Annotated in this window: 21 protein-coding genes and 3 pseudogenes; all 24 read right to left on the bottom strand. The window is 37.4% G+C overall.

Annotation, left to right across the window (positions count from 1 at the left end):
* Positions 1 to 167: 167 nt before the first annotated feature.
* Entirely contained in the window at positions 168 to 539 is a 372-nt protein-coding gene (locus GKZ87_08265) for a hypothetical protein (protein ID QSI25471.1), read from the bottom strand.
* A gap of 113 nt (positions 540 to 652) precedes the next feature.
* A pseudogene (tnpA, locus tag GKZ87_08260) lies at positions 653 to 1100 on the bottom strand (IS200/IS605 family transposase).
* 429 nt (positions 1101 to 1529) lie between these two features.
* Positions 1530 to 2227: pseudogene (locus GKZ87_08255) on the bottom strand (nucleotidyltransferase).
* 18 nt (positions 2228 to 2245) lie between these two features.
* Positions 2246 to 3253 (bottom strand): acyltransferase family protein, encoded by a 1008-nt coding sequence (locus GKZ87_08250; GenBank protein QSI25470.1) that lies wholly within the window; start codon positions 3251 to 3253, stop codon positions 2246 to 2248.
* 69 nt (positions 3254 to 3322) lie between these two features.
* Positions 3323 to 3523 carry a 4Fe-4S dicluster domain-containing protein gene (locus GKZ87_08245; protein ID QSI25469.1) on the bottom strand — a complete coding sequence of 67 codons (201 nt, stop codon included), beginning with the start codon at positions 3521 to 3523 and terminating at the stop codon, positions 3323 to 3325.
* Complete coding sequence (locus GKZ87_08240) at positions 3495 to 4487, bottom strand: coenzyme F420 hydrogenase (protein ID QSI25468.1); 993 nt, start codon at positions 4485 to 4487, stop codon at positions 3495 to 3497. Before GKZ87_08240 ends, GKZ87_08245 begins: the two co-directional genes overlap by 29 nt.
* Positions 4487 to 5500 (bottom strand): annotated as a pseudogene (locus GKZ87_08235) (hypothetical protein). The gene GKZ87_08240 and the pseudogene GKZ87_08235 overlap by 1 nt, the downstream one beginning before the upstream one ends.
* Before the next feature lie 52 nt (positions 5501 to 5552).
* Entirely contained in the window at positions 5553 to 6710 is a 1158-nt protein-coding gene (locus tag GKZ87_08230; GenBank protein ID QSI25467.1) for a coenzyme F420-reducing hydrogenase, read from the bottom strand.
* Complete coding sequence (locus GKZ87_08225) at positions 6694 to 7797, bottom strand: polysaccharide pyruvyl transferase family protein (protein ID QSI25466.1); 1104 nt, start codon at positions 7795 to 7797, stop codon at positions 6694 to 6696. The genes GKZ87_08230 and GKZ87_08225 overlap by 17 nt, the downstream gene beginning before the upstream one ends.
* A gap of 39 nt (positions 7798 to 7836) precedes the next feature.
* The gene (locus tag GKZ87_08220; GenBank protein QSI25465.1) at positions 7837 to 9237 is read right to left on the bottom strand and encodes an oligosaccharide flippase family protein; all 1401 of its coding nucleotides are present in this window, start codon (positions 9235 to 9237) and stop codon (positions 7837 to 7839) included.
* Positions 9212 to 10432, bottom strand: coding sequence for a hypothetical protein (locus GKZ87_08215; GenBank protein QSI25464.1), 1221 nt, complete (start codon positions 10430 to 10432; stop codon positions 9212 to 9214). The genes GKZ87_08220 and GKZ87_08215 overlap by 26 nt, the downstream gene beginning before the upstream one ends.
* Positions 10339 to 11367, bottom strand: a complete 1029-nt coding sequence (locus GKZ87_08210; protein ID QSI25463.1) for a glycosyltransferase — start codon at positions 11365 to 11367, stop codon at positions 10339 to 10341. The genes GKZ87_08215 and GKZ87_08210 overlap by 94 nt, the downstream gene beginning before the upstream one ends.
* 16 nt (positions 11368 to 11383) lie before the next feature.
* A complete protein-coding gene (locus GKZ87_08205) occupies positions 11384 to 12523 on the bottom strand; it encodes a 4Fe-4S dicluster domain-containing protein (GenBank protein ID QSI25462.1) in 1140 nt (379 codons plus the stop codon).
* Between the two features lie 4 nt (positions 12524 to 12527).
* Positions 12528 to 13610 (bottom strand): hypothetical protein, encoded by a 1083-nt coding sequence (locus GKZ87_08200; protein ID QSI25461.1) that lies wholly within the window; start codon positions 13608 to 13610, stop codon positions 12528 to 12530.
* Positions 13607 to 14863, bottom strand: coding sequence for a hypothetical protein (locus GKZ87_08195; protein ID QSI25460.1), 1257 nt, complete (start codon positions 14861 to 14863; stop codon positions 13607 to 13609). Before GKZ87_08195 ends, GKZ87_08200 begins: the two co-directional genes overlap by 4 nt.
* Entirely contained in the window at positions 14864 to 16066 is a 1203-nt protein-coding gene (locus GKZ87_08190) for a glycosyltransferase (protein ID QSI25459.1), read from the bottom strand.
* A gap of 6 nt (positions 16067 to 16072) precedes the next feature.
* Positions 16073 to 17143: a glycosyltransferase gene (locus GKZ87_08185; protein ID QSI25458.1), complete on the bottom strand. Its 1071-nt coding sequence runs from the start codon at positions 17141 to 17143 to the stop codon at positions 16073 to 16075.
* A 13-nt stretch (positions 17144 to 17156) separates the two neighbouring features.
* On the bottom strand, positions 17157 to 18254 hold the full coding sequence (locus tag GKZ87_08180) for a glycosyltransferase (GenBank protein ID QSI25457.1): 1098 nt from the start codon (positions 18252 to 18254) through the stop codon (positions 17157 to 17159).
* 27 nt (positions 18255 to 18281) lie between these two features.
* Positions 18282 to 19412 (bottom strand): glycosyltransferase, encoded by a 1131-nt coding sequence (locus GKZ87_08175; protein QSI25456.1) that lies wholly within the window; start codon positions 19410 to 19412, stop codon positions 18282 to 18284.
* Between the two features lie 915 nt (positions 19413 to 20327).
* Positions 20328 to 21761: a LytR family transcriptional regulator gene (locus tag GKZ87_08170; protein QSI25455.1), complete on the bottom strand. Its 1434-nt coding sequence runs from the start codon at positions 21759 to 21761 to the stop codon at positions 20328 to 20330.
* Positions 21748 to 22350, bottom strand: coding sequence for a hypothetical protein (locus GKZ87_08165; GenBank protein QSI25454.1), 603 nt, complete (start codon positions 22348 to 22350; stop codon positions 21748 to 21750). The genes GKZ87_08170 and GKZ87_08165 overlap by 14 nt, the downstream gene beginning before the upstream one ends.
* Before the next feature lie 38 nt (positions 22351 to 22388).
* Positions 22389 to 23105 (bottom strand): polysaccharide biosynthesis tyrosine autokinase, encoded by a 717-nt coding sequence (locus GKZ87_08160; protein ID QSI25453.1) that lies wholly within the window; start codon positions 23103 to 23105, stop codon positions 22389 to 22391.
* Positions 23106 to 23109: 4 nt separating this feature from the next.
* A complete protein-coding gene (locus GKZ87_08155; GenBank protein ID QSI25452.1) occupies positions 23110 to 23892 on the bottom strand; it encodes a capsular biosynthesis protein in 783 nt (260 codons plus the stop codon).
* Positions 23893 to 23895: 3 nt separating this feature from the next.
* Entirely contained in the window at positions 23896 to 24597 is a 702-nt protein-coding gene (locus GKZ87_08150; GenBank protein QSI25451.1) for a capsular biosynthesis protein, read from the bottom strand.
* Between the last annotated feature and the right edge of the window lie 23 nt (positions 24598 to 24620).

The raw sequence follows: 24620 nt of genomic DNA, 5'->3' as shown, positions 1-24620 counted from the left end.
TAATGTTAACATTATTATTCTAATCCTTTTATAACTGCCTGTTCCGCTTTTCTTCCTGGATGAAATACGTAACTAGCATTTGAGAATTCCTTTTCAAATATTGGTGTCAATACTTGGCTTACTGCTTGTTCTATCCACCTATCCTTTACGCTTGGTACACCCAAATTTCATTTACTTCCGTCGTCCTTTGGTAAATGCACTCGTCTGACTGGCAATGGCCTATATCTTCTTTTTCTTGTGGTTTCACATAGCTCATCACCTTGTTCCTCAATATACTTTGGATGTTGGAACACTGTCATTTTGTTTACTACCGCAGAGCCTTTATTACTCATTACCTTACGCTTTGCTTCTTCCAAATTTTCTTCCGAAAGAATCTTTTCCAATATCTTTATTGTCATGTCTGCTTCTTCTTTTCCGTCGCTTGTTATTTTCCAACCCTCACGACCACTTGGTTCGATCACAGATTGTTTTGAGAAAATAACGTACATCCATGAACCTCGAAAACCGGTTCTTGGTTCTGCCCTTCGCTCCATTCCCATTACGTATTGATTGCCATATAATATGCGTCTAAAGTAGCCGAAAATAATCAAATAAAATGAACTACCTCGCTGCAAGCAACGAGGTATCTTGAATGGGCATAGCCCATTCATTACTAGCACACACAAACATCCAAGTTTAATTGCTCCTGCTGGAGCAATTGCTTATATTCTTTTTCATTTCCTTGATTTTTCACATACTCACGTATCACTGCTTCACTACCACTTGCTCCTGCCGCATTAACGAAATAGCCACTCGTCCAAAAGATCCCTCCTCATAATTACTTTTTTACTTCTGGGTTTCTGTTGGATATTTCTCTTGCTGTTATACTTTTCACCTTCTTGATGATTTCTGCAGGACTCATTGTGGGTACTGCTTGAATCAAAAAGTGCACATGATCTTTATCGGCGCCTATTTCAATGAACTCTATCTCATATCTCATACTTATTTCTTGACATATTATCCACCTCTTCGCTTATCACTAGTCTTCTATATTTAGTTGGATACACAAAATGGTATAGAAGCACAGATACATTATATGCCTTATGTTTATATTCGCTCATCCTGTTTCCTCTTTTCTCCTATACCTAGTATATATCTTATTTCTAGCTTAAACAATATGGACACGATGCAAGCATCGAGGTATTTAATCCTTTTCTAGAATAAATTTTCAAATACTATTATGATCAATAATGCGATGATACGATGTTTGAAAAAAGAAGATTAAGCTAATATTCATATTCTTGTTTTTAGTGCGCAATTTTTGCAGAGAAAGAACTTTGTTTGATTATGAAAGTTCTTTCTCTTTTGATCTTTGATGCATTGAAATTCTTAGAATATAAAAATAACCGTGTGAACTCCTGGAGTTCAGCCCACACGGCTTTTGCTAACGAATATCTGAGCCATTTTTATCCCCTATGACATCGAATATTTGAGCCATCACAATCAGAATCCGTTCTTCAGTTCCTCGATTTCCTCGTATGGAAAGCACTCAGCAGTTCACCGATGAAAGTCGGAATCAGATACTCTGCTTTCAGTGGGTTCTTCTCCACTTCTTTTTCAAAGAACTCCTTGAATCCTTCTTCCAGAACATCTAAGAAATCCAGTGTCAGTCCCCACATATTCATGGAAACCAGAGAATCTATGTCAATAGCCACACCGTCTGCCTCTGCACAGTTCACAGTTTTTACGATTTTCTTGGTTTCTACAACCTTGGTCAGATTATTTTCTGCATCCATCTTGCAGATACCACGAGTCACATTACCATTATCAGACAGCGTATTCTTCAGCACAAAGCCTGCTTTTCCATAATAATCATCTGTGTTAATCACAATGAATGGAGTGTTGATTACGCTCTTTGTCGCAAGCACCGCCTGACCATTTCCCCACGGTTTTGTTCTGCTTTCTGGCAAGCTACCCGAAATATCGTTGATATCCTGGAAAGCGTAGTCCACGGTCACATTATGAGCTTTGCAAATTGCCGCAATTCGTCACCGATAATTTCTTTGAATTCTCTTTCGATATCCTTCCGGATAATAAATACCACATGGTTGAAGACTGCTTCAATTGCATCATGGATCAAGTAGTCCATAATGATATGATTAGAAGTGTCCACCGGTGCCAACTGCTTGAATCCTGTTCCAAACCGGCTGCCGATTCCAGTCGCCATAAAAAGTAATGTTGTTTTCATCTCTTTCTCTTTTCTTTCTTATAGAATATATTTTTTAAGAATTGGTATTTGATACATAATCCAAGCTCCTGCAAAAGAGCTTGCCACAAAAAACATCCAAAACACAAATGTCGCAACCGAATAAAAACCGCCGAACGTTACCGGTGTGAGTTTCAAAAATTTATATGTAATATTGATAAATACTGGATGAATCAAATAAACTCCAAAGCACAATCTATCTATCCGCCAAAGGAGTTCCGTTTTTTCTGATTTAGCACCCATAAAAAGACAAAACACAACAATCGAAAGAAATGCAATCATTGGAGAATTATAGCCGAGCAGCTCCTTACTTTTGGGGAAATAGCATATACTTCCAATCACGACTATAACTATTGTAAAAACGAGCACACCGATGCCAATGCTCTTTTTGTCTAAAAAGCGAGATTTTATAATCGTAATATATCTTCCTGCCAATACATAGAAGATGGTAAATCCAGTAATAGGAATCGCAAAAGCAATTGTTGTGCCTGAAACTTTATCAATCGACTTTATAACAAAGCTGAAGATAAATATCACACCTATTAAATAAAGAAGCGTCTCTTCATCAGAATTGTTTACGAAAGCTTTTAACATTGGAAGTATAAAATACAATCCTATCAACGCATATAAATACCACAAATGACTCCAGCTGTTTCCATTTATCACATTTATTGTCGCCTCAAAAAAACTATTTACAGTTATTGACTTTGTGTTAAGCAGAATCTCCAACATCGAAAATGGAATTCCAAACACAAACAGTGCCAATAAAATTCTCCTCGCATACTTTTTTATGCAATCGCTATATGGAATCTGTCGATTGGGGTCAAGCAGTAACACACCCGTTATCATCAAAAAAACTGGAACAGCCCAGTTCATCAAAAGATTGTTCGTTGTAAAAAACACCATTTGATTCTTCGTCAAAAAGAACTGCTCACTATTGTTTGAAAGTGTATTATTAGTATGTAAAAAAACAACTGCTAGTGTTGCCGCAATCCTCAAAAGCGAAATATCTGCTTGCTGGTCAAATTATCCATGTCATCCTCCATTCTGTCAAACATAATTCTGACAATATATTTGTTAAGTTTTTGCTGCCTTTATCGGACACACCTTGATGCATTGATAGCAACACACACATTTGTTTTCATCAACCTGCGGATATTCAAAACCCTCCTCATCCTCTACCATGGAAATGGCTTCCTTTGGACAGATTGCATAGCAGGCTGTGCATCCACAACATTCTTCTTTTCTTTTATATAATACCGGTACTTCTCTTTCCACAATTAACCACCAACTTTTTGATTTTTCTCCTTATCTTTCTCAGGAATATTTTAACATCATTCTTTAGCCCAATGCCACCGTATCTCTTGGCAACATATTCAAACGATTCATTCTGGTACTCACTCCAAAATTGTTCCCGATTTTCTGGCTTTGGAAATGGCGCTTTCAACGGAGGTTGCATGCTATCTTTTAGTTCTGTTTGTCTCCAAACCAGTTTGTCTTTCACCCGTTCTAATGCTTTTTCGCCCGCTTCGTTATTCACCATAATCAATGATACGCCCTTATTGTCATCCAACTCTGGGGCAGCTTTCTCGATACCCCAGTAATCTGCAATTGTAATATCACCCGGATGCATTACAGACTTATAAAGACACTCATAACAACTTGGACGAAGAATCATGTGACCATAAAATAAATTTCTGAACACCCGGCTATTTGTTGACTTTCCATTCTCAAATCCGATGGTTTCCACATGATCGTGCCAGCCAAAATCCTTTTTATTTCTGAAGTCCACTTTGACTGCTTTGCCATGATTCTTTTGCTCCTGCCAATGCAAGTAGCTTTTCCACACAGCAGTGCTTGGTACACCGTGACATACAATATCCACACAAAAAAGGTTGCCGTACTCTTTTCCCAAAAATTGCTTTAATCCAGATACTTGACAAGATGTTCCAGAAAACAGTACACTCTTTCCAGCATCAAGGTCTTTATATACATTCTTAAATGTATTACCCAATTTGCTTTGGATATACTTAGAGCCTCTCATTTGATCTCTCTCGGCTACATTTTCGGCTCGAATATGTACTGCCGTAAATTCTTCTGTCAGAACACATCCATAAACAATACCACCATCTTCCAAAGCCAAGTCCGACAAAGCCGTGAAAATACCACCGGATCTGGATTCTGCTCTGATTTCCTCGTCCTTATGCTTTACTGCATATACTTTAGGTTTTTCCCAATTCATTATGCTGCCCTCCTCTCGGAGTAGTCAGCATAATAAGTCCAATCAGGAGTTAAGGCTTGCCCTCCCGCGATTGATATAATTAGCTTAACAATTTTATTCATAATCCTTGTCTTTAATGGAGTTGTTCCATATTTTTTCATAATGAAATCTACTCCTTTCTTATGGTAATCGTTCCAAAACTCATCTCTCTGCACCAACTTTTTGGTTGGAGATTCCAAGTTTGCCTGCCAGCATTGCTTTGTATCACTTAGTCTATATTCTAATTTTTCTTTGACTGATTCAAAGAGTTCTCCTTGATCCGTGTGAATTAAGAAGAGTGAATTGCCATTTTTATCATAGAAATCCGGAATAGTTTCTTCAATATGCCAAAAATCTCCGATTGTAATATCCGTTTTCCTCCCGGTAGTTGCATACGGACACTCATAGCAGGACGGGCGTAATGCACAACAATTGTAGAAAACTTTTACATAATCCTTAATCAAATGTTCTTGTCCGACAACTGTTACATATGCTGTCGTAGATTGCTAACCATTCCGTTTATCTTTAAATATCAGATATGTAGTCTTTCCGTGTATTTTTTCAATAGACTCTGCATATTCTTTCCTTGGACTTGGTGATCCGTGCCAGATAATATCAATTATCCATACCCTTTCGCGGAATCCCTTTATCTCTGCAAACTTACGAAAATCATCAGCCGGACACCCCATGCCGACAAAAAGCAAATTCTTCTGCGTATGCGCTTTCAGCCATTCTTCTGCGGCTTTATAAATTTACCCTGGCTTACTCTGCATATACTTTGATCCTTTTGCTTTGTTTCTCTATTCTTGCTCCAGAATCATCTGAAATTCTGTAAAATGATTCTCATAATTGTAAACTGCCGCTATTACTAGATTTCCATTCTTTAGAAAGATATCAGAAAAGGCAATAAATGCTCCACCAGAAGAACTGCTCATTAAGGCAGAGTTGTCTTTTAACCTTCCCGCGCATACTATTGTATCTATCAATTTTGCCATAACCTGTTCCTCTACACTCATAATCCAAATAAATCCTTTAATTTAGAAACAATTATTTTTTTACAGATACACTATATTTAGCCTTTCCCCCCCTATAAAATTTTAGCAGTATAAGTATTTTCTTGATTTCTTGCTTTACACTTTTCACAAAACAAGTTTTCCAGATCATAGAGTCAAAACTCTTGTTCATGTGAATTCCTTCTAAAAATTTATTTCGTTGCTTTGGAATAACAGATGGAGACACAAGCTGATGATTATGCTGCTGTGCCAAATTCAAGTCGACTGTGTGCAGTTCAACATTTGACATTTTTAGAAGCTGTTCACCTTTTTTTGTTTGGCATAGGGAAAGCGAGATACCTTTTTTCTGTTCTACAATCGACAAATTGCTTCCCCACGAATCCCCAATCGTGATATCGGAAGCCCGATTCAACTGTGCATACTTACATTCGTAACAGTTTTCCGTGTAAAACACCCCTCCTAGGAAACCAATCATATACGAGTCCAATACTCCTTTGGCTCCAACATTTTTAAAATTGTTTTCTTCTTTCTGCTCAACTTGAAAATGATCTTTCTGACGAAATCGAATTGCAGAAATCGAATGCAATTCGATTTGGTGTTCTTTCAGAAAAAGTTTCAACAATTGTGGTGCTGGAGAGCCATGGCATATTAAATCAATCGTATACAAATTATCCTTCAATTTATCTGTCAAAAAGTTCTGTATACCACCAACATGGCACGGCAATCCAATAAACAATACTTTCTCTCCGGACAGCAGCTTTTTTCGTATATCCCTATATATACCAATTGGATTACTTTTTATATATTTGGAACCAGCCATCCTTGTCAAGTCTTCTAATGTTTCAAAAGCAGAATATTTGAAACTTCCTTTTTCAAATACACAGGTAAATACAATTCCTCCCTGGCTTATAAATGCTCTTGATATTTCCGTTGCAAATCCGCCTGAAGCACAATTTTCTCTAGTTGTTTTATCTTTTGACCAACCTTGATACCAACTTATAGGCTTCTTCAATATCACAGGATTATTTACTTGGCATACTCTATTACAAGCCCCACAGTCAATGCACTTTGAATCATCTATTTCTGCATTGCATGCTTCTATGTCAATGTGTACATTTATCGCCCTTTTTTTACACATATCTGCACACGCCATACAACCTGTGCATTTATTCAACTCACATACAGTTTTCATAATTCGTTATCCCCCCTGTCAAAAGGTTTAAATACTGAATTGACCGGATACGATAAATATTGATGTTTTCGTTTATAGCATTAAAATCTATTTGAGGTATTTCTACTTGCTCTTTCACAGTCTTATCCTTTACCGTGTATGCACCCAACACATCAATCAGGTCATTCATTCTTGAATTTCCCTTATCATCCTTTTCAAAAAGAATTACTGGCCTATTAAAAATCATAGAAAAAGAAAGACCGTGGAAAGAATTTGTGACAACACACTCCGCATGACTAACCAGATAAAGAAATTCCTCCGGCATACAATTCCAAAAATAATGATTCGTCTTATTTAAAATATCCTCCCAAAAAGTATTTATCGATAAAACCTTGAATCCATATTTTTGAGCCAATTTTTTACCAAAGTCAAATATTTCTTTTTGTCTATTGAACGCATAAATTAAAATATATTTCTCACTTGGCATATTGTCAGGTTTTTTTGAAATACTATTCCATTCATCTCGGCTTAAAAGATATACTGGATCAGAAACAACTTGAATGTCTCTCAAACCTGCTGCTTCAAGAACTTCTTTCGCTGATTTTTCTCGTAGCGACACATGATCAAAATGCTTCAGCTTATCTTTTAAGGTTTCCAATTGTTCAATCGTCAAGGAATCCATTCCAAGACTAGCAGCATAAGAGGATTTTTTCCCTTTTTTGACGAATTTCAAGTAAAAGACATCGTCTTTTCCATTTGGCAACTTAAAATTCCAGATTTGGTCGCTGCCGGCGATAAACAGGTCCGCCTCACTTTCAAATCTTTCAATTTCTTCATAGTTTTTGTATTCCTCAGTCATTGGTACATATTTATTGAGGAATCCATAAAACACTTTCTCAGACTTATAGTTATCTGGAATCCTAATTACTTTTCTCAGCAACAATTTTAGTTTGTTTTTTGTTTTGGTCGACCCTTTATAGTACCATGGCCGGTAATTTATCACCTTTGCATTATTTCCGCAATTATTAAGAAACTTGCAGAGTGCATATGTCTGAAGGACAGCACCATAATTATATGCATAGTGACAAGTCAAAATTTTTATATTCATAATTAATTCCTCGTATAGACAACATCATCTATCATTTCCTTAAAAAAAATCATGCGCCATTTTAAGAGCTGCATTAATAATTCCAACATTCATAACAATAACATACACTACAATCACCACTAGCATTCCAAGATTTATAGGAGGCAAGTTGATATAATATGTAATTGCTAAAGCACTGCCTACAATAATTGAAGAAATCAAAACGCTACGTTTGATTTTCATCTTCAGGATTTTATTTATATCAAAATACCTGACAACTGCCATTGCTCCAAACGCCACAAGAGTTGATATTGATGCCGCGTATAAACCCATTTTCTTGATTAAAAGCAAATCAATCGTAATATTGATCAAAGCTGAAATACCCGATGTTGTCGCCACCTTCTTTGATTCCTTCATAGCTATATATACACAGCTATAAAGGCCCACAACAACTCTGAGAAGCATTGCATACATTAAGATGATAATCTGCGGGTAGGCCTCAGCATAATTTGAATGTACCATAATTGGGAAAATATATGGCATCAAAGCAACAGTTCCAAAACAGGCACATGAGAACATCTTATATAAAGTTGTCATAGTATCACTTAAGAAAGCATCTCTATCCTCATCCTGATAGTGCAAGGATACCGTTTCCGTCCATGTCAAATTAAAAATATTATAAAAATTAATAAAAACATTCGAAAACTTATTCGCAACAGTATAAATACCGTTTGTTGCAACTCCCAAAACATAAGAAACGATTGTTCTGTCCGAAACATTCACAACCCACCACGCCAAATTATTAGGAATTAGCGGGAGAGAGTATTTTCTTACTTCTCTGTACATACCACCATTAATCGAACTAAATCTAAAATAACTGTACACTCGTGATGCGGCAAGCAGATAAACAAGTGTAGCAATTTGCGCCGCAATTGTCGCCAGAAATAATCCGTTCAAACCCAATTTAAATACAACAAGCGTCAACGCATTTAACGCTACCGTTGTAACGGCCGAAATAAAGCTTGCAACCGCGTAAATAGTACTTTTTCCAAGTCCTCGCACAAACTGTAAAAGCAGCGTCACAAAAACGTGAAGCACAATGTATGTCGTCAAGAAAACACTGTACTTAAAGTTTGAAACCGCTGAAACTAACGCCATGATCAAAATAAATGCCACGGATTGCACTATATTCGCGGCAAAAACCGAAGAAAATATTTCCGTCTGTTTTTCTTTATTGCCACGAACATCAATCAAAAATCTAAATAATCCCTGATCAAACTGCCAATTAACAATAGGAATCAATAATGTTCCGTATGTTATCATTAGGTCAAACAGACCATATTCAGAAGTATCCAAAACCGCCGTATATAATGGCAGTAAAAAGAAACTAATGCATTGTGTGCATATTTTCCCAAAAGTCAATATAGCTGTATTTTTAGCCAGTTCTTTTTGCCTTCCCATAGTTTTTCCCTTTCTTTACTTGATTTCCAATAAACGCCTTAGACATCTCAATATTTTTCAAAATTTCTTGTTCGTTGTATTCTATATCATCATGGGGGTGTCGCTGTTTAAATTCCTCATAAGAAGAATATACACGATTTTCAATTCCTGCCATTTGTGCAAGAGTTCTGACTCTCGCTCCTGTCACACGCGGCAAATGCAGATAAACATTTTTTCTATAAATAGTCGAAAATGCCGTCCCATGAAACGAAGATGTCACAATAGTTTTTGCATCACGAATCAGCTTGACAAACTCCAAGGGTCCGACATCACCCTTATAAATTGCCTCCTTATCCAAACGAAGATGTTCATCAAAATATACTATTCTATATCGCTGTTCTTCTGCCAAAGTCTCAGCAATTCTAATAAGCTCCTGATTCTCTTGCACATAATACAAAACCAAATAATCCTGATCTATGCCAGTCTGCACATCACAAATGACATCATCCCACATATCTTTTGTTAGTAAGAATGTCGGATCTACTACTTTTATGCACTTGATGCCCCTACTAGTTACATACTCGCTGATATCCTTTTCTCGAAAAGACAGCTCATCAAACTTTTGTATCCTGTTAAAGAATTCTTCGCTCTGTATCATTGAATCTTGAGCATTTCCAACACTTCCGGCATACACGATTTTCTTAAAATTTCCAGGTGCATTTAAATAATAAGCATCATCAAAGCCATCTGTTATATGAGGATTTAATACCTGGTCGCTTCCTGAAAATACCAAATCGTATTCTTCCATGGTTTTAAAGACTTCTTCTTTGTTTTTGGACTCTGAAAAAGAAATCAGCTTTCTCAACTGATCAAAGCCATTCCTTTTCTTTGTATAATTTTTTGAATGTACTAGTGCATTCAAATTATCTGCCAAACACTTTATTATATGTCTGTTAAATGTTTTGTATTTTTTATATCTATCTGCAATTACAGGGTTTCTGTAATCTATAACTTCCGTATCAGAGTTTATCCCTTTAACATATTTGTAAAGGGCATAACACTGCAGCAGCGCACCATAGTTATCTGCTCTTTGAAACGTAATAATTCCTATTTTCACGACCTTCACCTTTTCTTGTTTTGTCCAGATAGAAAATACTTTGCTTTTAGGACAAAATAAAATCCCGAACAATTCCCATGCATTGTCATAAATTTCAATGTGTTATAATACCCATTTGGGTTGCTGTCAAAGAACTGCAGGATGTCTTTCATCAGCTCGTCATTCATTACCGACTTAATATACTCTTGCGGTTCTACATCACAATCTTCACGAAATACCGAATACAGATGCTTGAACAGCAATTCACCATTCAATATTTCAATTTCCTTATCCTTATCGTTGATTCCAAGATTATGATAGAGGGCTTTTTGTTCTTTTTCCATACGCCTTCTACGTTCAAGTTCACCCTTATGGAACTGGTTCAAGGCACTTTTTGTGCTCCGATGAAAATACGAATAAAAAGCTCTCGATATAACAGTGCAACTGTTTAATCCTGTAAATACGGCACAGTTAAAAACAAAATCTTCGCCAACTTTCAAAGATGTATCAAACTTTGCTTTTGCATCAAGAAGAAAACTTCTCTTGTACCATTTATTCCAGATAACGTTCATCAGCCAGATTTTTTTATCTGGTGTCATATTCCGAATGCAATTGCATACCGATTTTTTATTACTCAGGCTACAAGTTTCACTCGGATTCTGAAGAAGATGCCGATTTTCTGACTCATAATAATTATCAATGCCAGAAACGATCAGATCAGGATGATTTTTCAGCGCAACGCTTTTGTAAGTAGCATACATTTCTGCAAGAAGTTTGTCATCCGAATCAATAAAATGAATATAATACCCTTGTGCTTGCTGCATTCCTAAATTTCGTGCATTGCTTACACCAGGGGTATCAGTATGGATCAGCATAACATTAGAGTGCGTCTCCTTCAGTTTCCTGCATACATTCAGAGAATTATCTGTCGAAGCATTATTGACCAGGATCACTTCAAACTCATTCAAAGGCAGCCCCTGTTCATACACGCTCTCGATGCAGGACGCTAAATACTTTTCCGTATTATGAACTGGTATGATAATTGAAAGTAGCATCTTCTCCCTCCTTCCATTACTTTTTCAAAAATTTTGCTGAATAATACCGCACTGCATTCGCAATACGCACCCAAATCCTCTTCTTTGCGTATTTGTTGAGGACATATTCAAACCCCTTCCGCTGATAATCGACCCAGAATGCTTCTCGATCTATACCTGGAGCAGTCGGCCTTTGCATATTGGGTTGCATAAAGTCCTCAATTTTAGCAGGTTTCCAAACACTTTCCACTTTGATATGCTCCAGCAAGCGTATCCCTTTTTCTGTATCTGCAATGCAAAGCGATACGCCTTTCTTGTAATCAAATTCCGGGTATACTTTCTGTATGTTCCAGGCATCCGCAACGGTCAAATCCGCAACTCGATCCAATGATGTATAGCGGCAATTATGGCAGCTAGGTCTCAGCACAATCTCTTCGTAGAATAATTTACGATATAGCGTAGATTTTCTTTCGTTATCCCCAAAGCAATATGTTTCAATATAGTTGTCCCACCCGAATTTCTTATCTCTGAAATTAAATGCCGTGACTTTCTTTTTCTCTCTCTTTTCCAGATACGTAATATATTCAGAAAACATCATTGGAGAAGGAGCGCCGTGACAGATAATATCCAACGTGTAAAGATTTTCTATTTTACCATGCTTTATCTTAAAATACGCATTTACCGCATCCACCTGACACGCTGTCCCGGAAAAAAGAACGGGATTTTCTTCTGCATCCTGTAAGATATCCGCAAAAAGTCCTTCTATGTTACTCTGTGCATATTTGGAACCACGCATCAGATCTCGATCCACCTGATTTGTTGCCCGCATATGGACTACTTCCATCTGTGGAGTCAGCACCGCGCCATACACTGCACCACCTTCGCTTAAAATCCAATCCGAGCAGATTGCAAAGGCAGCACCTGAGCGGCTTTTCATCAATTCTCCAGTATCGCTGTGTTGAGATACAATGCACTCTTTAACCGTGATGCGTGTGTTCTTCTTAGTTACAAAAGAGCATATTTTAGAGCATTTTTCGCAATGAATACAAGCCGCATCATCTATCTTCGGATACCGAAATCCTTCCGCATCGTTTGTCATAGAAATGCAGTGAACGGGACAAACCTCCACGCAAAGAGAACAGCCACAGCATTCTTTTTTATCGATTGGCACTGGCATTTTCCTAGTTCACCCCCTCAATCGCTTTTCTTAGAAATTCTTTTGACTTAGCTCGTTGCTCATCCAATTTTGCGTTTACGGCATTCCAGTCAATGCTTGCATTCCCATTTAACTGGCACAAAATGTTACGGTTCTGCAAGCCCAGAAGATACATTAATGCTTCGATTCTTCTATTTGCTGTCAGATTCTTTCTATCAAGTGCGTAATAAAATTCTTTTTTCAAATTTACAGATAGCGCAGTCCCGTGAAAAGAAGAGGTCACTACGCATTCTGCATAATACAAATAATTCAAGAATTCTTCCGGACTCGCCGTAAAGATATTTTTCATCCCGGCTTCTCTTCTCGCCGAATGCGTAAGGTAAATGATTGGAAGTCCTTTTTCTTTTCCAAGTTTTCGTGCAAAATCGAACAAGCCTTCCGCATCCATCATTTTATAGACAAGGATATACTTTCCTTTCACGATTGCTTCTTTGATGAATACTTTTTTCCATTCTTCCTGATTCAATAAAAACGTCGGATCTAAGACCTGCTGAATCTTATATATTTCCGAATGATCCAGATATTTTACTACATCCATTTCACGCAAGGATACTGCTGCAAAATCGGAAATATCCTTTTCAAAATAATATTGGATCTTTTCCTTATCATCGAAGCTTCCAAAACTTGCAGCGTAGGCTATTTTTTTACAGGGAATATCAAATGGAAGAAAATAGTTCTCATCACCGCCAGTCAATTTAGGATTCCAGATTTGATCGCTGCCAACTACAATAGCATCATAATCCCTAGTCTTTTCCAAAAGCTCTTTCGGTGTTGTAGGGGCAGATAGATTGCAATATTTCCTTGCAAACACCGAAAAATTTCTTTTCAGTTGAGTATTGGGAATCGCACACAAAAATGCTTTGATTGCATCTTTTGTTGTTTCATATTTTCTAAGTATTTTATACCGTTGTTCAACTGCTTCACACCTATAATCAATTATTTCACAGTCGACCTCTTTTAAATTATTAATTGTATCCATCAGGGCATATGCCTGCAGTACTGCCCCATAATTTGTTGTTTTATGAAAAGTTAATATTCCACACTTCATATTGTGTCTTTCTCCATTTTTTCTTTTATAAGCATCTTTTCACCATATACGCCCATTATCACCATACAAATATATGTAAAGAAGATTGAATAATCAAAAAGCGGATTTCCAAACAAGCCATAAAACAGGAAATAGATTTGAAAATAAAAACTAATCAACAAATAGTTTTTTGTTTTTTCTTCTTTCGCACTTCTATAATTCAGGACCGTCTTCACAAATGTATATATAGAAAATATGATAAACGAAATACATCCTAAAATTCCATTCTCATAAAATAGTTGTATATAGATATTGTGACCATAGTTGCCATCAAGAATTAGTGCTGCTGATAGATTCCCCTTTCCTATAAGCCAGTCATTTTTGACATTACTCAGTAGCTGCTGATATATATCAAATCGTCCTGTGGAAATGTCCTCTTGTGTCTGAAAGCGTGTGAAAATTCTAATTGCCTGTGGAAAGTACTGTGATAGAAAACCGTAACCGATTACTGCAACAATTCCCAAAATCAGCAGATACTGAATTTTCTTAGAGATTTTTTTATCCAAGAGAAGCGGAATTGCTAACAATGCTGCAACATTAGCAAGCATAGCGCCTCTCTTTGATGTGTAAAGAAGTGCAATAAATGCCAATATATATATCACTAGTACAAATTTTCTCTTTTTGTCCGTTTTCTCTGCATTAAAATATTTCGCACAAACCACTGCCAAAAATGTTGTAACATAAAAGGCCGCAAGACTTTGTAAACCCGTAATCCCACAATCTATATGATACCTATTCCATTGAAAAGCATTTGTCGCATAGGATTTTGGGGAAAGAACGACTTTAGCGACGGACTGCACAAATGACGGAATAAATGGATATAATAAAACAAACAGTGCTTGTATGCCAGTCAAAAACATTAAGTGCTTCGGTAAATACTCAATCCACGAACATTCAACATTGCTACGAAGTAGCATTATCAATAAAAACCATGTTGTTATCATATAAACTCGACCAGAATTTCCCGCAGGGGTAAGCAAGCTACCTATTGTAATACATATAACAAAAGGCATCATTAGCAAGGACTGCGTTGTAAAATTCATTCGTCCCGGTTTTATCCCATACAGCAAAAGGATCACGGCAATTAAGTAAATTGCCGGATTAACAATATGGTACATATAGTTTGTTGTAATAAATACAGCAACCACAAAAGCTATTATACTTTTCTTTCTGATACACAGACCTCTATTTATCATTCTTCCATCTCTTTTCATTTAATCCACATTTATTATAGAATCAATATATTCTTTAAATGTTTCGCAATATTTCTTTGAGTCAAACTTTTTTGCCTGATCAACGGCTTTAATTGCCATATTTTTTCTCTCGATTGGATTTTCAAGCATTAAATACATTGCTTTTTCCAAATTATCAACATATTCATCGTTTTGTTCGACCAGAATCGCACAATCTTTATTTGTAATTTCAACAATTCCTCCACACTTGCTTGCAATGACCGGAAGACCACTCATCATCTCCTCAATCACAGTAAGTGCAAATGGTTCATCCCATTGAGATGGGACAATGCCAACATCTCCAAGTTGATACCATTTATACAATTCTTCGTGCTTTATAAAACCCGTAAAAATGATTTTATCTTTAATGGGTCCTGCCAACTTTTTTAGCTCTGACACATACTCCGTATCCTTTGCGCCATCAAAAAAGCTACTTCCAATAATCATTAATTTTGTATTCGCTTTTTTCTGCACCAACTGTTTAAACGCAACAATGAGTTCTCTCACACCTTTTTCTTTAGTTAACCTTCCTGCAAAAACATATACCGTATCATTGTATTTAAAATGCAAACTTTCTCTTTTTGACTGCCGCTCTGTTTTCGTTATACGTCTTCCAAAGATAGAGTAATCCACCCCATTATAAAGTATCTTTACTTTTTCACTCTCACAGATTGAGCAAACATAATTTCGTACTGTACCACTAATAGTATATATTTCATCATATAAATCGAAAATTTTTCTTGCACATTTGCTGTTCTTATTAAATCCATTGTTGTGCATATGCAATATATATTTTTTTGCATTGCATTTTTTCAGAACAAGTCCATATTCTGGAACATTCTGAACAACAATAAAATCAAACAAACACTTTTCATTATGAATTCGATTTGCTACATTATCAATATAATTGTTTCCCACATATATATTTTTGCTCAAAGCATTAATGATTCCTCTAGTTTTTCTTGCGATTTGATTTGAAAATCCGTGGTTTTTAATATAATGATACTTCACGCCACTAATTATTTTATCTTCATCATTTTCGCCAATAGAGTAAACATGCACATCATACTTATCATACCGTTCTACTAATGACTCAACTAGCAAATCAATTAAACCTTCTACCGCGCCACCCTTCACTGCAGGCTGGGGCAGTTTTCCGGGTGAAACAAATGCTATTTTAATCATAATTTATCACTTTCTATTTAAGGAGTCCTTATAAAAATCATCCAACTTCTTAGCTTCAGTTACAATATCAAATCCTGCTTCTATTAAATTTACCTGATCAATGTTGCGTGTTTCCATGAAAGCATCTTTTATACTTTCTACCCACTTTTTCGTATCAAACTGTTCCACAAAGGCGACATTACTATTAACTTTAGTTCTGCCATCAACTGTTCCTGAAAATCTGCATGGAATCCCCGTAGCTTGAGCTTCAATAGCAGCAAGGCATAGTCCTTCAAACTTTGAAGGCAACGCAAATACATCACTTGCTTGAAGCTTTCTACTCACATCATCAATCAATCCCATAAAAAGAACATTGCTCGACAATCCTCGTTCTTTTACGTCTTCTTTAACCCCATCAAGTAATTCTCCATCACCAATCAGCATTAATTTGTAGCTGTCATCTTCACAATAAAGATCATCAAATAAATCAATCAAGAAAGCATGATTCTTTTGCTTAGTAAATCGACCAACATGACAAATCACTTTATTGTTTTCCAATCCCAATGCTTTTCGTTCAGCTTCTCGTACACTCCTATTGTACTTATATTTCTTAAAATCAATCGCATTCTTTATTATAGTAGATGAGCTTTTTCCAAATATAGCTTCCCCGGCTTCATGTCCGCAGGCAAATCTATCCGTTGCTATAAATTTTGCCAACAAGCACAATACTCTCTCTAAAATGTTCTTTTTCTCTGCCAAATGCGAATGGCTAATTCTCACCTTAACTCCAGCCAATTTTGCAGCCAAAAGTGGAAAGAAATTTGTTGCTGTCATATGACAGTGTACTATCTCAATTTTCTCATCTTTAAAGATTTGATACATGGTTTTTATATTTTTACACACGCTATTTTTCTTTGACGGCACAACATGAATGTGATATCCCCTACTTTCATACATTTTAAGATACTCATCCGATTTTGTTGCCTGCGTGACAATATGAACTTCATATTCATTTGGGGGCATGTTATCAAAATAGTTCATTACAACTTTTCCAACGCCACCAGCAAGGGAAGTCATACAATGTGCTATTTTTATCATTCTTGTATCCTCATCACATTATTGAATCTTGATATTTCTTGGACAGATACTTTGCAGTTTCTTCCATATCAAATCCAGCAGTTACAACTTTACTGTTTCTTTCTATGCGCTCTTGAGTTGTACTCTGTTCATCGCATATTATTTCAGCAATTGTTTTATTATCATCTTCCAGTGAAAACCATTTGACATTATTTGTTACGTCTGTTTCATCAGAAATTGTATTTGATAAATAAAGTGGCAATCCCGCGCTTTGAGCTTCAATTGCCACAATTGGTAATCCTTCATATAATGATGGCATTATGAATGTATTCATTGCCATCATCAAATCTGGAATATCTTTACGAACTCCAAGAAACATCACATATTCTGTCAGCTTTCTTTCTTTGCAATAATTCTCAACTATATTTTTTTGTTCTCCATCTCCCACCAGCAAAAGCATACTGTTGCCATTCTTATGAAGAAATTCTTCATATATTTGTACTAATCGTTTTTGGTTTTTTTGTTCAGTAAATCTACCCACATTACCAATAACAAATACATTATCCGATATTCCCAGCTCTTTTCTCTTTGCCAAGTGCCTTTTCAAATCATATTTGTAAGCATTAGTATTAATTCCGTTCTTTAAAACAGTAAAAGCCTTGTTTTTTCCGTATAGCCACTCGCCCGCAACCTGTGAACATGCAAAATGTTCATCAGAACACTTCCATAAAATATTTCTGTTCAACATATGTAATAATCGCGTTGCTCCACCTATGCTTGGACTTGTATTGTGCGAATGTGCAAAAACTCTTACATTAGTATGCCTATGAGCAATCAAAAATGGAAGAAATATTGCTGCAGAATTTTTATGAATGTGTACTATATCATAGCCTTCATCGATAATAGCGTTTAGAGTTCTCATATATTTGATTGGCTTTCGATATGAAGGCACTTTATAAATCTTAGCACCCAACTTTTTTAGTTCTAATGCCATTGCCGGATTATCTGATCTTGTCACGAAACCAAATTGTACCGTATCTCTGTCGATTCGGCTGTATAAATTAAAGAGAAAAGATTCGATGCCTCCAAGATGACAATCAAGTTCCAAATGAAGCACTTTTACTTTTTTCACAGCGACTTATAACCTCCTCTTACACCATCATTTCTTTGTCAAGCTTAAAGCAAGTATCCCATGCTCCTCAGAAACCCTCCGAGCATTGAATCTGTTATGTACATCAACCAATCCCTGCGCCACCAATTTATCTTTCAATCCCTTATCCCGATAAATCTGCAGTACAGCTTCATCTGCTTCAATAGCATCATCCGCTTTAACAAGTAAACCATTTTCACTATCTTGAATGATATTGGGAATCGCATCCACTTTGGTCGCAACAATTGGCTTGCCAGCCATCATGTACTCCGGCAGAGCTAATCCAAATCCTTCCCAGCGGCTTAACAGACATGCGACATCAAAGAGTTCCACATAACTCATCGGATCATCAACCCAACCAGTAATATGTAAATTTTCCGAAAATCCGTTGTCTTCAGCGTACTTTCTGATTTTCGCTTCTTGATTTCCGCTTCCGACAATGATGAAATGTACATCTGGAATTTTATCTTTAACCCGTTTTGCCATCTTCACAAATACATCTGGTGCTTTTTGGGGACTGATACGGCCAACCATACCAACTACAAAGGCATTTCCTGGTATGTTTAGATCTGCTCTTTTAGCTTTTCCGTGTTCTCCACTTTCGTATGCTTCTATGTCCACACCGTTAAAAATGACTTGTAGCTTATCTTCTTTGCAAATATTCTTCTCCAAAGCGGACTGTTTTTCCGCATCTGAAATACAAATAATTTTATCACAGAATAGTGCTGCTACTTTTTCAATAGCTGTGTACATCATTCTTTTCTTTTCTGAACAGCGCATATTGAATGCCCAGCCGTGCGGATTATAGATGCACTTATTCTTCAATCCAATGTCAGCCACACGGGCGATTGCACCAGCTTTACTGGAATGCGCATATACAATATCTGGATTATATTTCTTTATGAGTTTTCTGACCTCTGCAATCGACTTTAAGTCATTTACCCAAATTGCTCTTGTCATCTCAATTTGCTCAAAGGAATCCACCAAGCCTTCATAATCTTCCTCTTGGAAATCCTGTGAGCAAACCAAAATATTTTCAAATTTGTCTTTATCCAAATACTTAAGGAGCATTCGGATGTAGCGATCCACGCCACCAGCGGCTTGTGCCACATGCAGTATTCTGATTTTATTCTTCCTCATCCCTCAAATACTCCTCATCTTTTTCCCGCAATGTCTATGTACTCATCCTATGGATGGCAATTAACTGTCTGAAATTTCGATATGATTAACACATCGTCTAAGTGCTTTTCCTTGCTGTCGTACCATTTCGTGCAGCAATGATATCCCTACTTCTCTGCACCTTATCGAGTACACCTGTCATGCTGCAGCAATAATCGAAGTGTTGCTTTATAGTGTCATGCTAATTTACAAAGCAATAATCTAATTCATCATCTTCGCAGGTCTATTTAATACATCAGCGCTTAGGTAAGTTTCATCGTAATATCGCTGTTTTTGCATGATATTAACATCACAACCACCTTTACTCAAAAGCAGAAAACTTAGCTTTTCTATATGCACCCTCGTTTTGCTTTCTGTACTGTCAATAGTGGAATTTTTGCACGTTATTGAGAAAAGCAGCATTTTAGCATGAGACATTTATCCATTTTACCATGTACTCTTCACCATCCATACGACTATCAGAGCTCGACTGATTTTGTTGAGTAGACATTTATAAGTGTAGCTATTACAACATAGTCTAAATCAAATTACTGTCTTTGTCCGAATCTTGGCCATTTCAACCAGATTATCAATGTTGTATCATTTACTCTGTTATATCAAGAAAGTAATCAGCTATTCTACAGCCCCAGTTACCGCAATAATAAAATTTTAATGAAATAGTAATTCTTCATATCTTTAAAACACCCCTTTGAAGGAGCTTTTTATATCTATGTATACTTTCCAAATTAAGGTTGTATAGATTTATAAGCAAATACATTTTAATAAAATATAGTATGTATTATTTTTTATCATCACATCATATATAAGACTCTATCTAAACTCTAACTTATACTCAATGATGTAACTCCTATATAATATACTTGATTTTTTAGGGTTTTATTCTAATAGATTTTTCAATTTTATAATCTTTTCGTCATCTGGATGCATCACATACAACGGCTGACTACCGAACGAATACGTAGGCAACATATCTCCAGTACCATCCGCACTGACGCTTGTAACCTTCCACGTAGCCATATCCTTGATCTGCATCTGAATAAGAGCTGTAATTTCATCCGTTGTCATATTCGTCTGAAACATTCCCTGTACGGCATTCATGATGCTTTCATAATTCTTGATAACATTAGACTTTGTAAACTTCTTCAGCATTGCTTCAATTACCTGTTGCTGGTTCTCTCCACGATGACGATCTCCACTTTCATAAGCATATCGTTCTCTCGCAAACGCTAATGCACAAGCACCATTTACGTGCTGATTGCCTTTGATATAGTTACAATTCTTATTCGTATATGCAGTTAATTCTTTATCAGAATAAATTTCGATTCCACCTAATGCATCCACCATGGTCGTCAGCGTATCAAAATTCAGACGTATATTATAATTTATCTTTATATCTAACAGCTTACTGATCGTTGCCTGTGATGTCTCCACACCATACAATCCTGCATGTGTCAGCTTGTCCATAGCACCTGTCTCACAACTGCCATTCGGACACTGTAACGGTACATAATAATCTCTCGGTATAAATACCAGCAGCAGCTCTTTTTTTTGCGGATTTACCGCCGCCAGCATGTTGACATCACTTCGGCTTGTTTTTGATATCGAGCCATTCGTATCAATCCCTGATATATACACGATGAAAGGATCCTTTGTGATATTGTTCGCTTTTAAGTTCTTCAAAACTTCCTTACGGTCCAGCGTATAGATAACTCTTGTTTCCTGTTCAAAGCTGCCATCAATAATGTTGAATGCATCCCGCATCCCCTCATTCATAATGATGGCATCGGTTCTGCCTTCCTGTAAGCCCTGTATTTCATCCTTGAATTCCTTGTACTCAATTTTGGATATCTCATTCGCAAACTGTGAGCTTAAGCGGTTCAACATGAAATCCGTGTTCTCACGATCAATCGTTTTCAAAATGCCAAACTGCTTTCCATCCAGGTCTTTGATATCCTTATAACTGCTATCCCTTTTCACAAGCACAGAAATCTCAGTTGTCTTGATATCGCCGTTACTGACTGCTTTCACTGTTTCCTGTGCCTTGTTTATGACCTTGATATTCATAAACAGCATACATATACAAAGGACTACCGATAGAATACATCCCAGAATTTTTGTAATCCTATTCGCCTTTTTCCCAAGGATACAATAAATAACTGCACCGATAATCAATACGATGACGACAAGAATGGGTATATAATATTTCAACGGCAGAATATGGAACCGGTACAGACTCCATAACAAATATGCCGCTGCCAGAACCATTACGATCCAGCAACCATGCTTCCCAAACTTTTTAATGCTTTCCATCTTTTCCCAGACTCCTCTCCAGCTCTTCCTGCTTCCAGGAATCCTTCAGATCCTTAACAAATTTAAAATAAGTGGAGCGTTTGAACCCTAACTTTTCACGATAATCCTCATGCTTCATTTCTTTTCGCATGATTTTTTTGATATTGACTTCAAAATCAGCGGGCAGCGTTATTTTTGGACGGCCGTAATCACCTTCCCCTTTTCGCTTTTTCTCCAGGGCTCTCTGGATTCCTTCCATTTGCTTATCATAGATCTGCTTTCGTTGTGTCTTTCTAACAAAATCGATCAGATTCAATATCTGTTCTAAATTCAAATCTGAATCATCCAAAAGCCTTATCGTTATATCCCTATCCTTTAGATGTGTGAGATGGACAAAGAGTGTATTTCCATCTGCCGCGATCGCTGAAAGCCTGTAAACATAAAGCTCATCCTTCATTTCCAAAGTAGCCATCAGCTGTTCCCACGCATCATACCTGTTATTATCTATGTAAATAAAAGCTTCCTGTATATTCAAATCTGAGTGTAATACGATGGTGTGTATGGCTTCGCATTCAGCGTCCGTTGTAGCATATGCATAGAAATACTTCATCAACTCACCTCATCCCAATAACATAATCTTTTCTTAACTTAGTTATAATTCCCGTAATAGCTGTAATATGACTTCGATGTAATATCGACCTTTGTCAACACACATCCCAATACATTTGCACCATTTCTCTGCAGCATCGTCAACGCATTTTTTGCTTCCCGCTTATCCGTATCCATCGCCGATACAACAAACAATGTTCCATCAACAATACTCGATACCGGAATCGCATCCGCTACTGCATTCAACGGCGGACAGTCAATGATGATGTAATCAAACATCTCACGGAATTTCTCAATCAGCTCCTTAAAGCGCTCGCTTGCCAGCATCTCCTGCGGATTTGGAACTGATTTTCCACTTGTCAACACATACAGCTTTCCATCCGTACTGTTATCCTTAAACTTCTGAAAATAACCTCCGATTTCCAAATCAACCTCAGACTTATCCTTCATCAGATTACTGATACCCAGCTTATTCGAAACCTTGAAGATCTTATGCTGAACAGGCTTACGCAGATCACAATCGATCAACAGGACCCTTTCATACTTCGCAATCGCCACCGTAGCCAGATTGCTTGCGACCGAGCTTTTCCCCTCTGCAGGATTTGAGCTGGTTACACAAATCACCTGTATATCCTTATTGAAAGACGAATATTCTATATTCGTTCGCAGCTGACGATATACCTCCATATTGTCAAACTGACTCTTCTTTGTATGCTTCTTCGGATCACTCCGCTTTGGTGCTATCTTTCGTTCCATCTCATCATCTCCTCCTCATGCGTTGTATCCAGGATTTTTTCTTTACTGCAATCTGTTCCACATCCTCATCCTGAAGGATATGCTGTGGATTGATCATACAGAGCAGCTCTGCGCTCGCCGTATCAGATACCTTTACGATTTCCTGATACACATCACGCAGCTTACAGATACGATTTCCACTGGCACGATGAGCATCACTCGCAACGATATGCACCAGTCCTTCCTGCAACAGTCGTCTGGCATTCTTTTGGATCTGACTGCCATGCATCCCCAAAAGACTCGTCCGATTCATCTGAATCACATAGCCGCTGTTCATCCATTCCTTTACTCTATGTACGTCGATATCCTTATGAAAATACCGCTCCGCATGTGCGATCATCGGAACCAGCCCTCTGATCGACAATTCATACAGCTGCTCATCGGCATAGCTATTCTTTTCAATATCCTTAAGGACATCAAACTCGCACAACAGATAGCGGCTTTCATTGATCGTGTTATAATATCCTCCATCGATCATATCCAGATAATTATCATTCAGAAACATCTCACAACCGCTATAAACGGTGATACCATATTCCTTACCAAGCTCTCTCAGCTCCCGGATCCGATGATTCATTTCTCTTACATCCGCTTCCTTTTGAGCTCCCGGTATGAAATGCGGTGTTGCCGCAAGCTTTACGATTCCATCTGCCTTGGCCTGCTGTAACGCCTTTTGTGCTTCTTCCCGACTATCGATACCATCATCGATATCCCATGCCATATGGCAATGCAGATCAATGAAGCTCATATCCTAATCCTCCAGAAACGGAATCTCTGCCAGTACCGGTATCTCCAAATAAGATTCCGCATCTTCCTTCGTATGCAGCCGCTTATCCAGCAGAAACTGTACCGTGACAAAGCCACAGGATACCATGATTCCAAGCAGCGCCCCAATCAGCAGGTTCATCTTTAAGCTCGGAGATACTGGCGTCTCATTCACCTGAGGAGCATCCAGAATCGTCATATTCTTGATGTCCAGCTTATCCTTCATACTTACAAAAAACAGATTCACAGTCATATTCACGATGTCCTTCGACATCTTCGCATCCTCTGTCCGGGCACTTACCGTGATAATCTCACTATCCGCTTCATTGCTTACACTTAGTGATTTCTTGACCAGTGTCTCATCCTCCAGCTTCAGCTTCTCCGTGACATCCTCCAGCAGGCTGTTTCCCTGCAGCATGAGGACATAGTTGTTCACCATCTTGGAATTGGCAGTCAATGTATTGTAATCGATCGTTCCACTCTCCGTGATATTCGGCTTCAGATAGATCCTTGCCATGCTTTCATATTTCTTCGGGATCAGAAACTTTGTCACCAATAAGGAAATGATGATCGCAATCACCGTCACTGCGATGATAAAGGACAGCTTTTTCCTTAACTGCCGCAACAGTCTTCCCAGATCTATTTCTATCTCTTCATTCTGTTCTATGCTCTTCTGTAAATCTTCCACTAATTTCTCTCCTTTGCTTTCTT

The sequence above is a fragment of the Erysipelotrichaceae bacterium 66202529 genome (assembly GCA_017161075.1).
Taxonomy (GTDB): domain Bacteria; phylum Bacillota_I; class Bacilli_A; order Erysipelotrichales; family Erysipelotrichaceae; genus Clostridium_AQ.
This window is presented reverse-complemented; position numbering and strand designations above follow the sequence as displayed.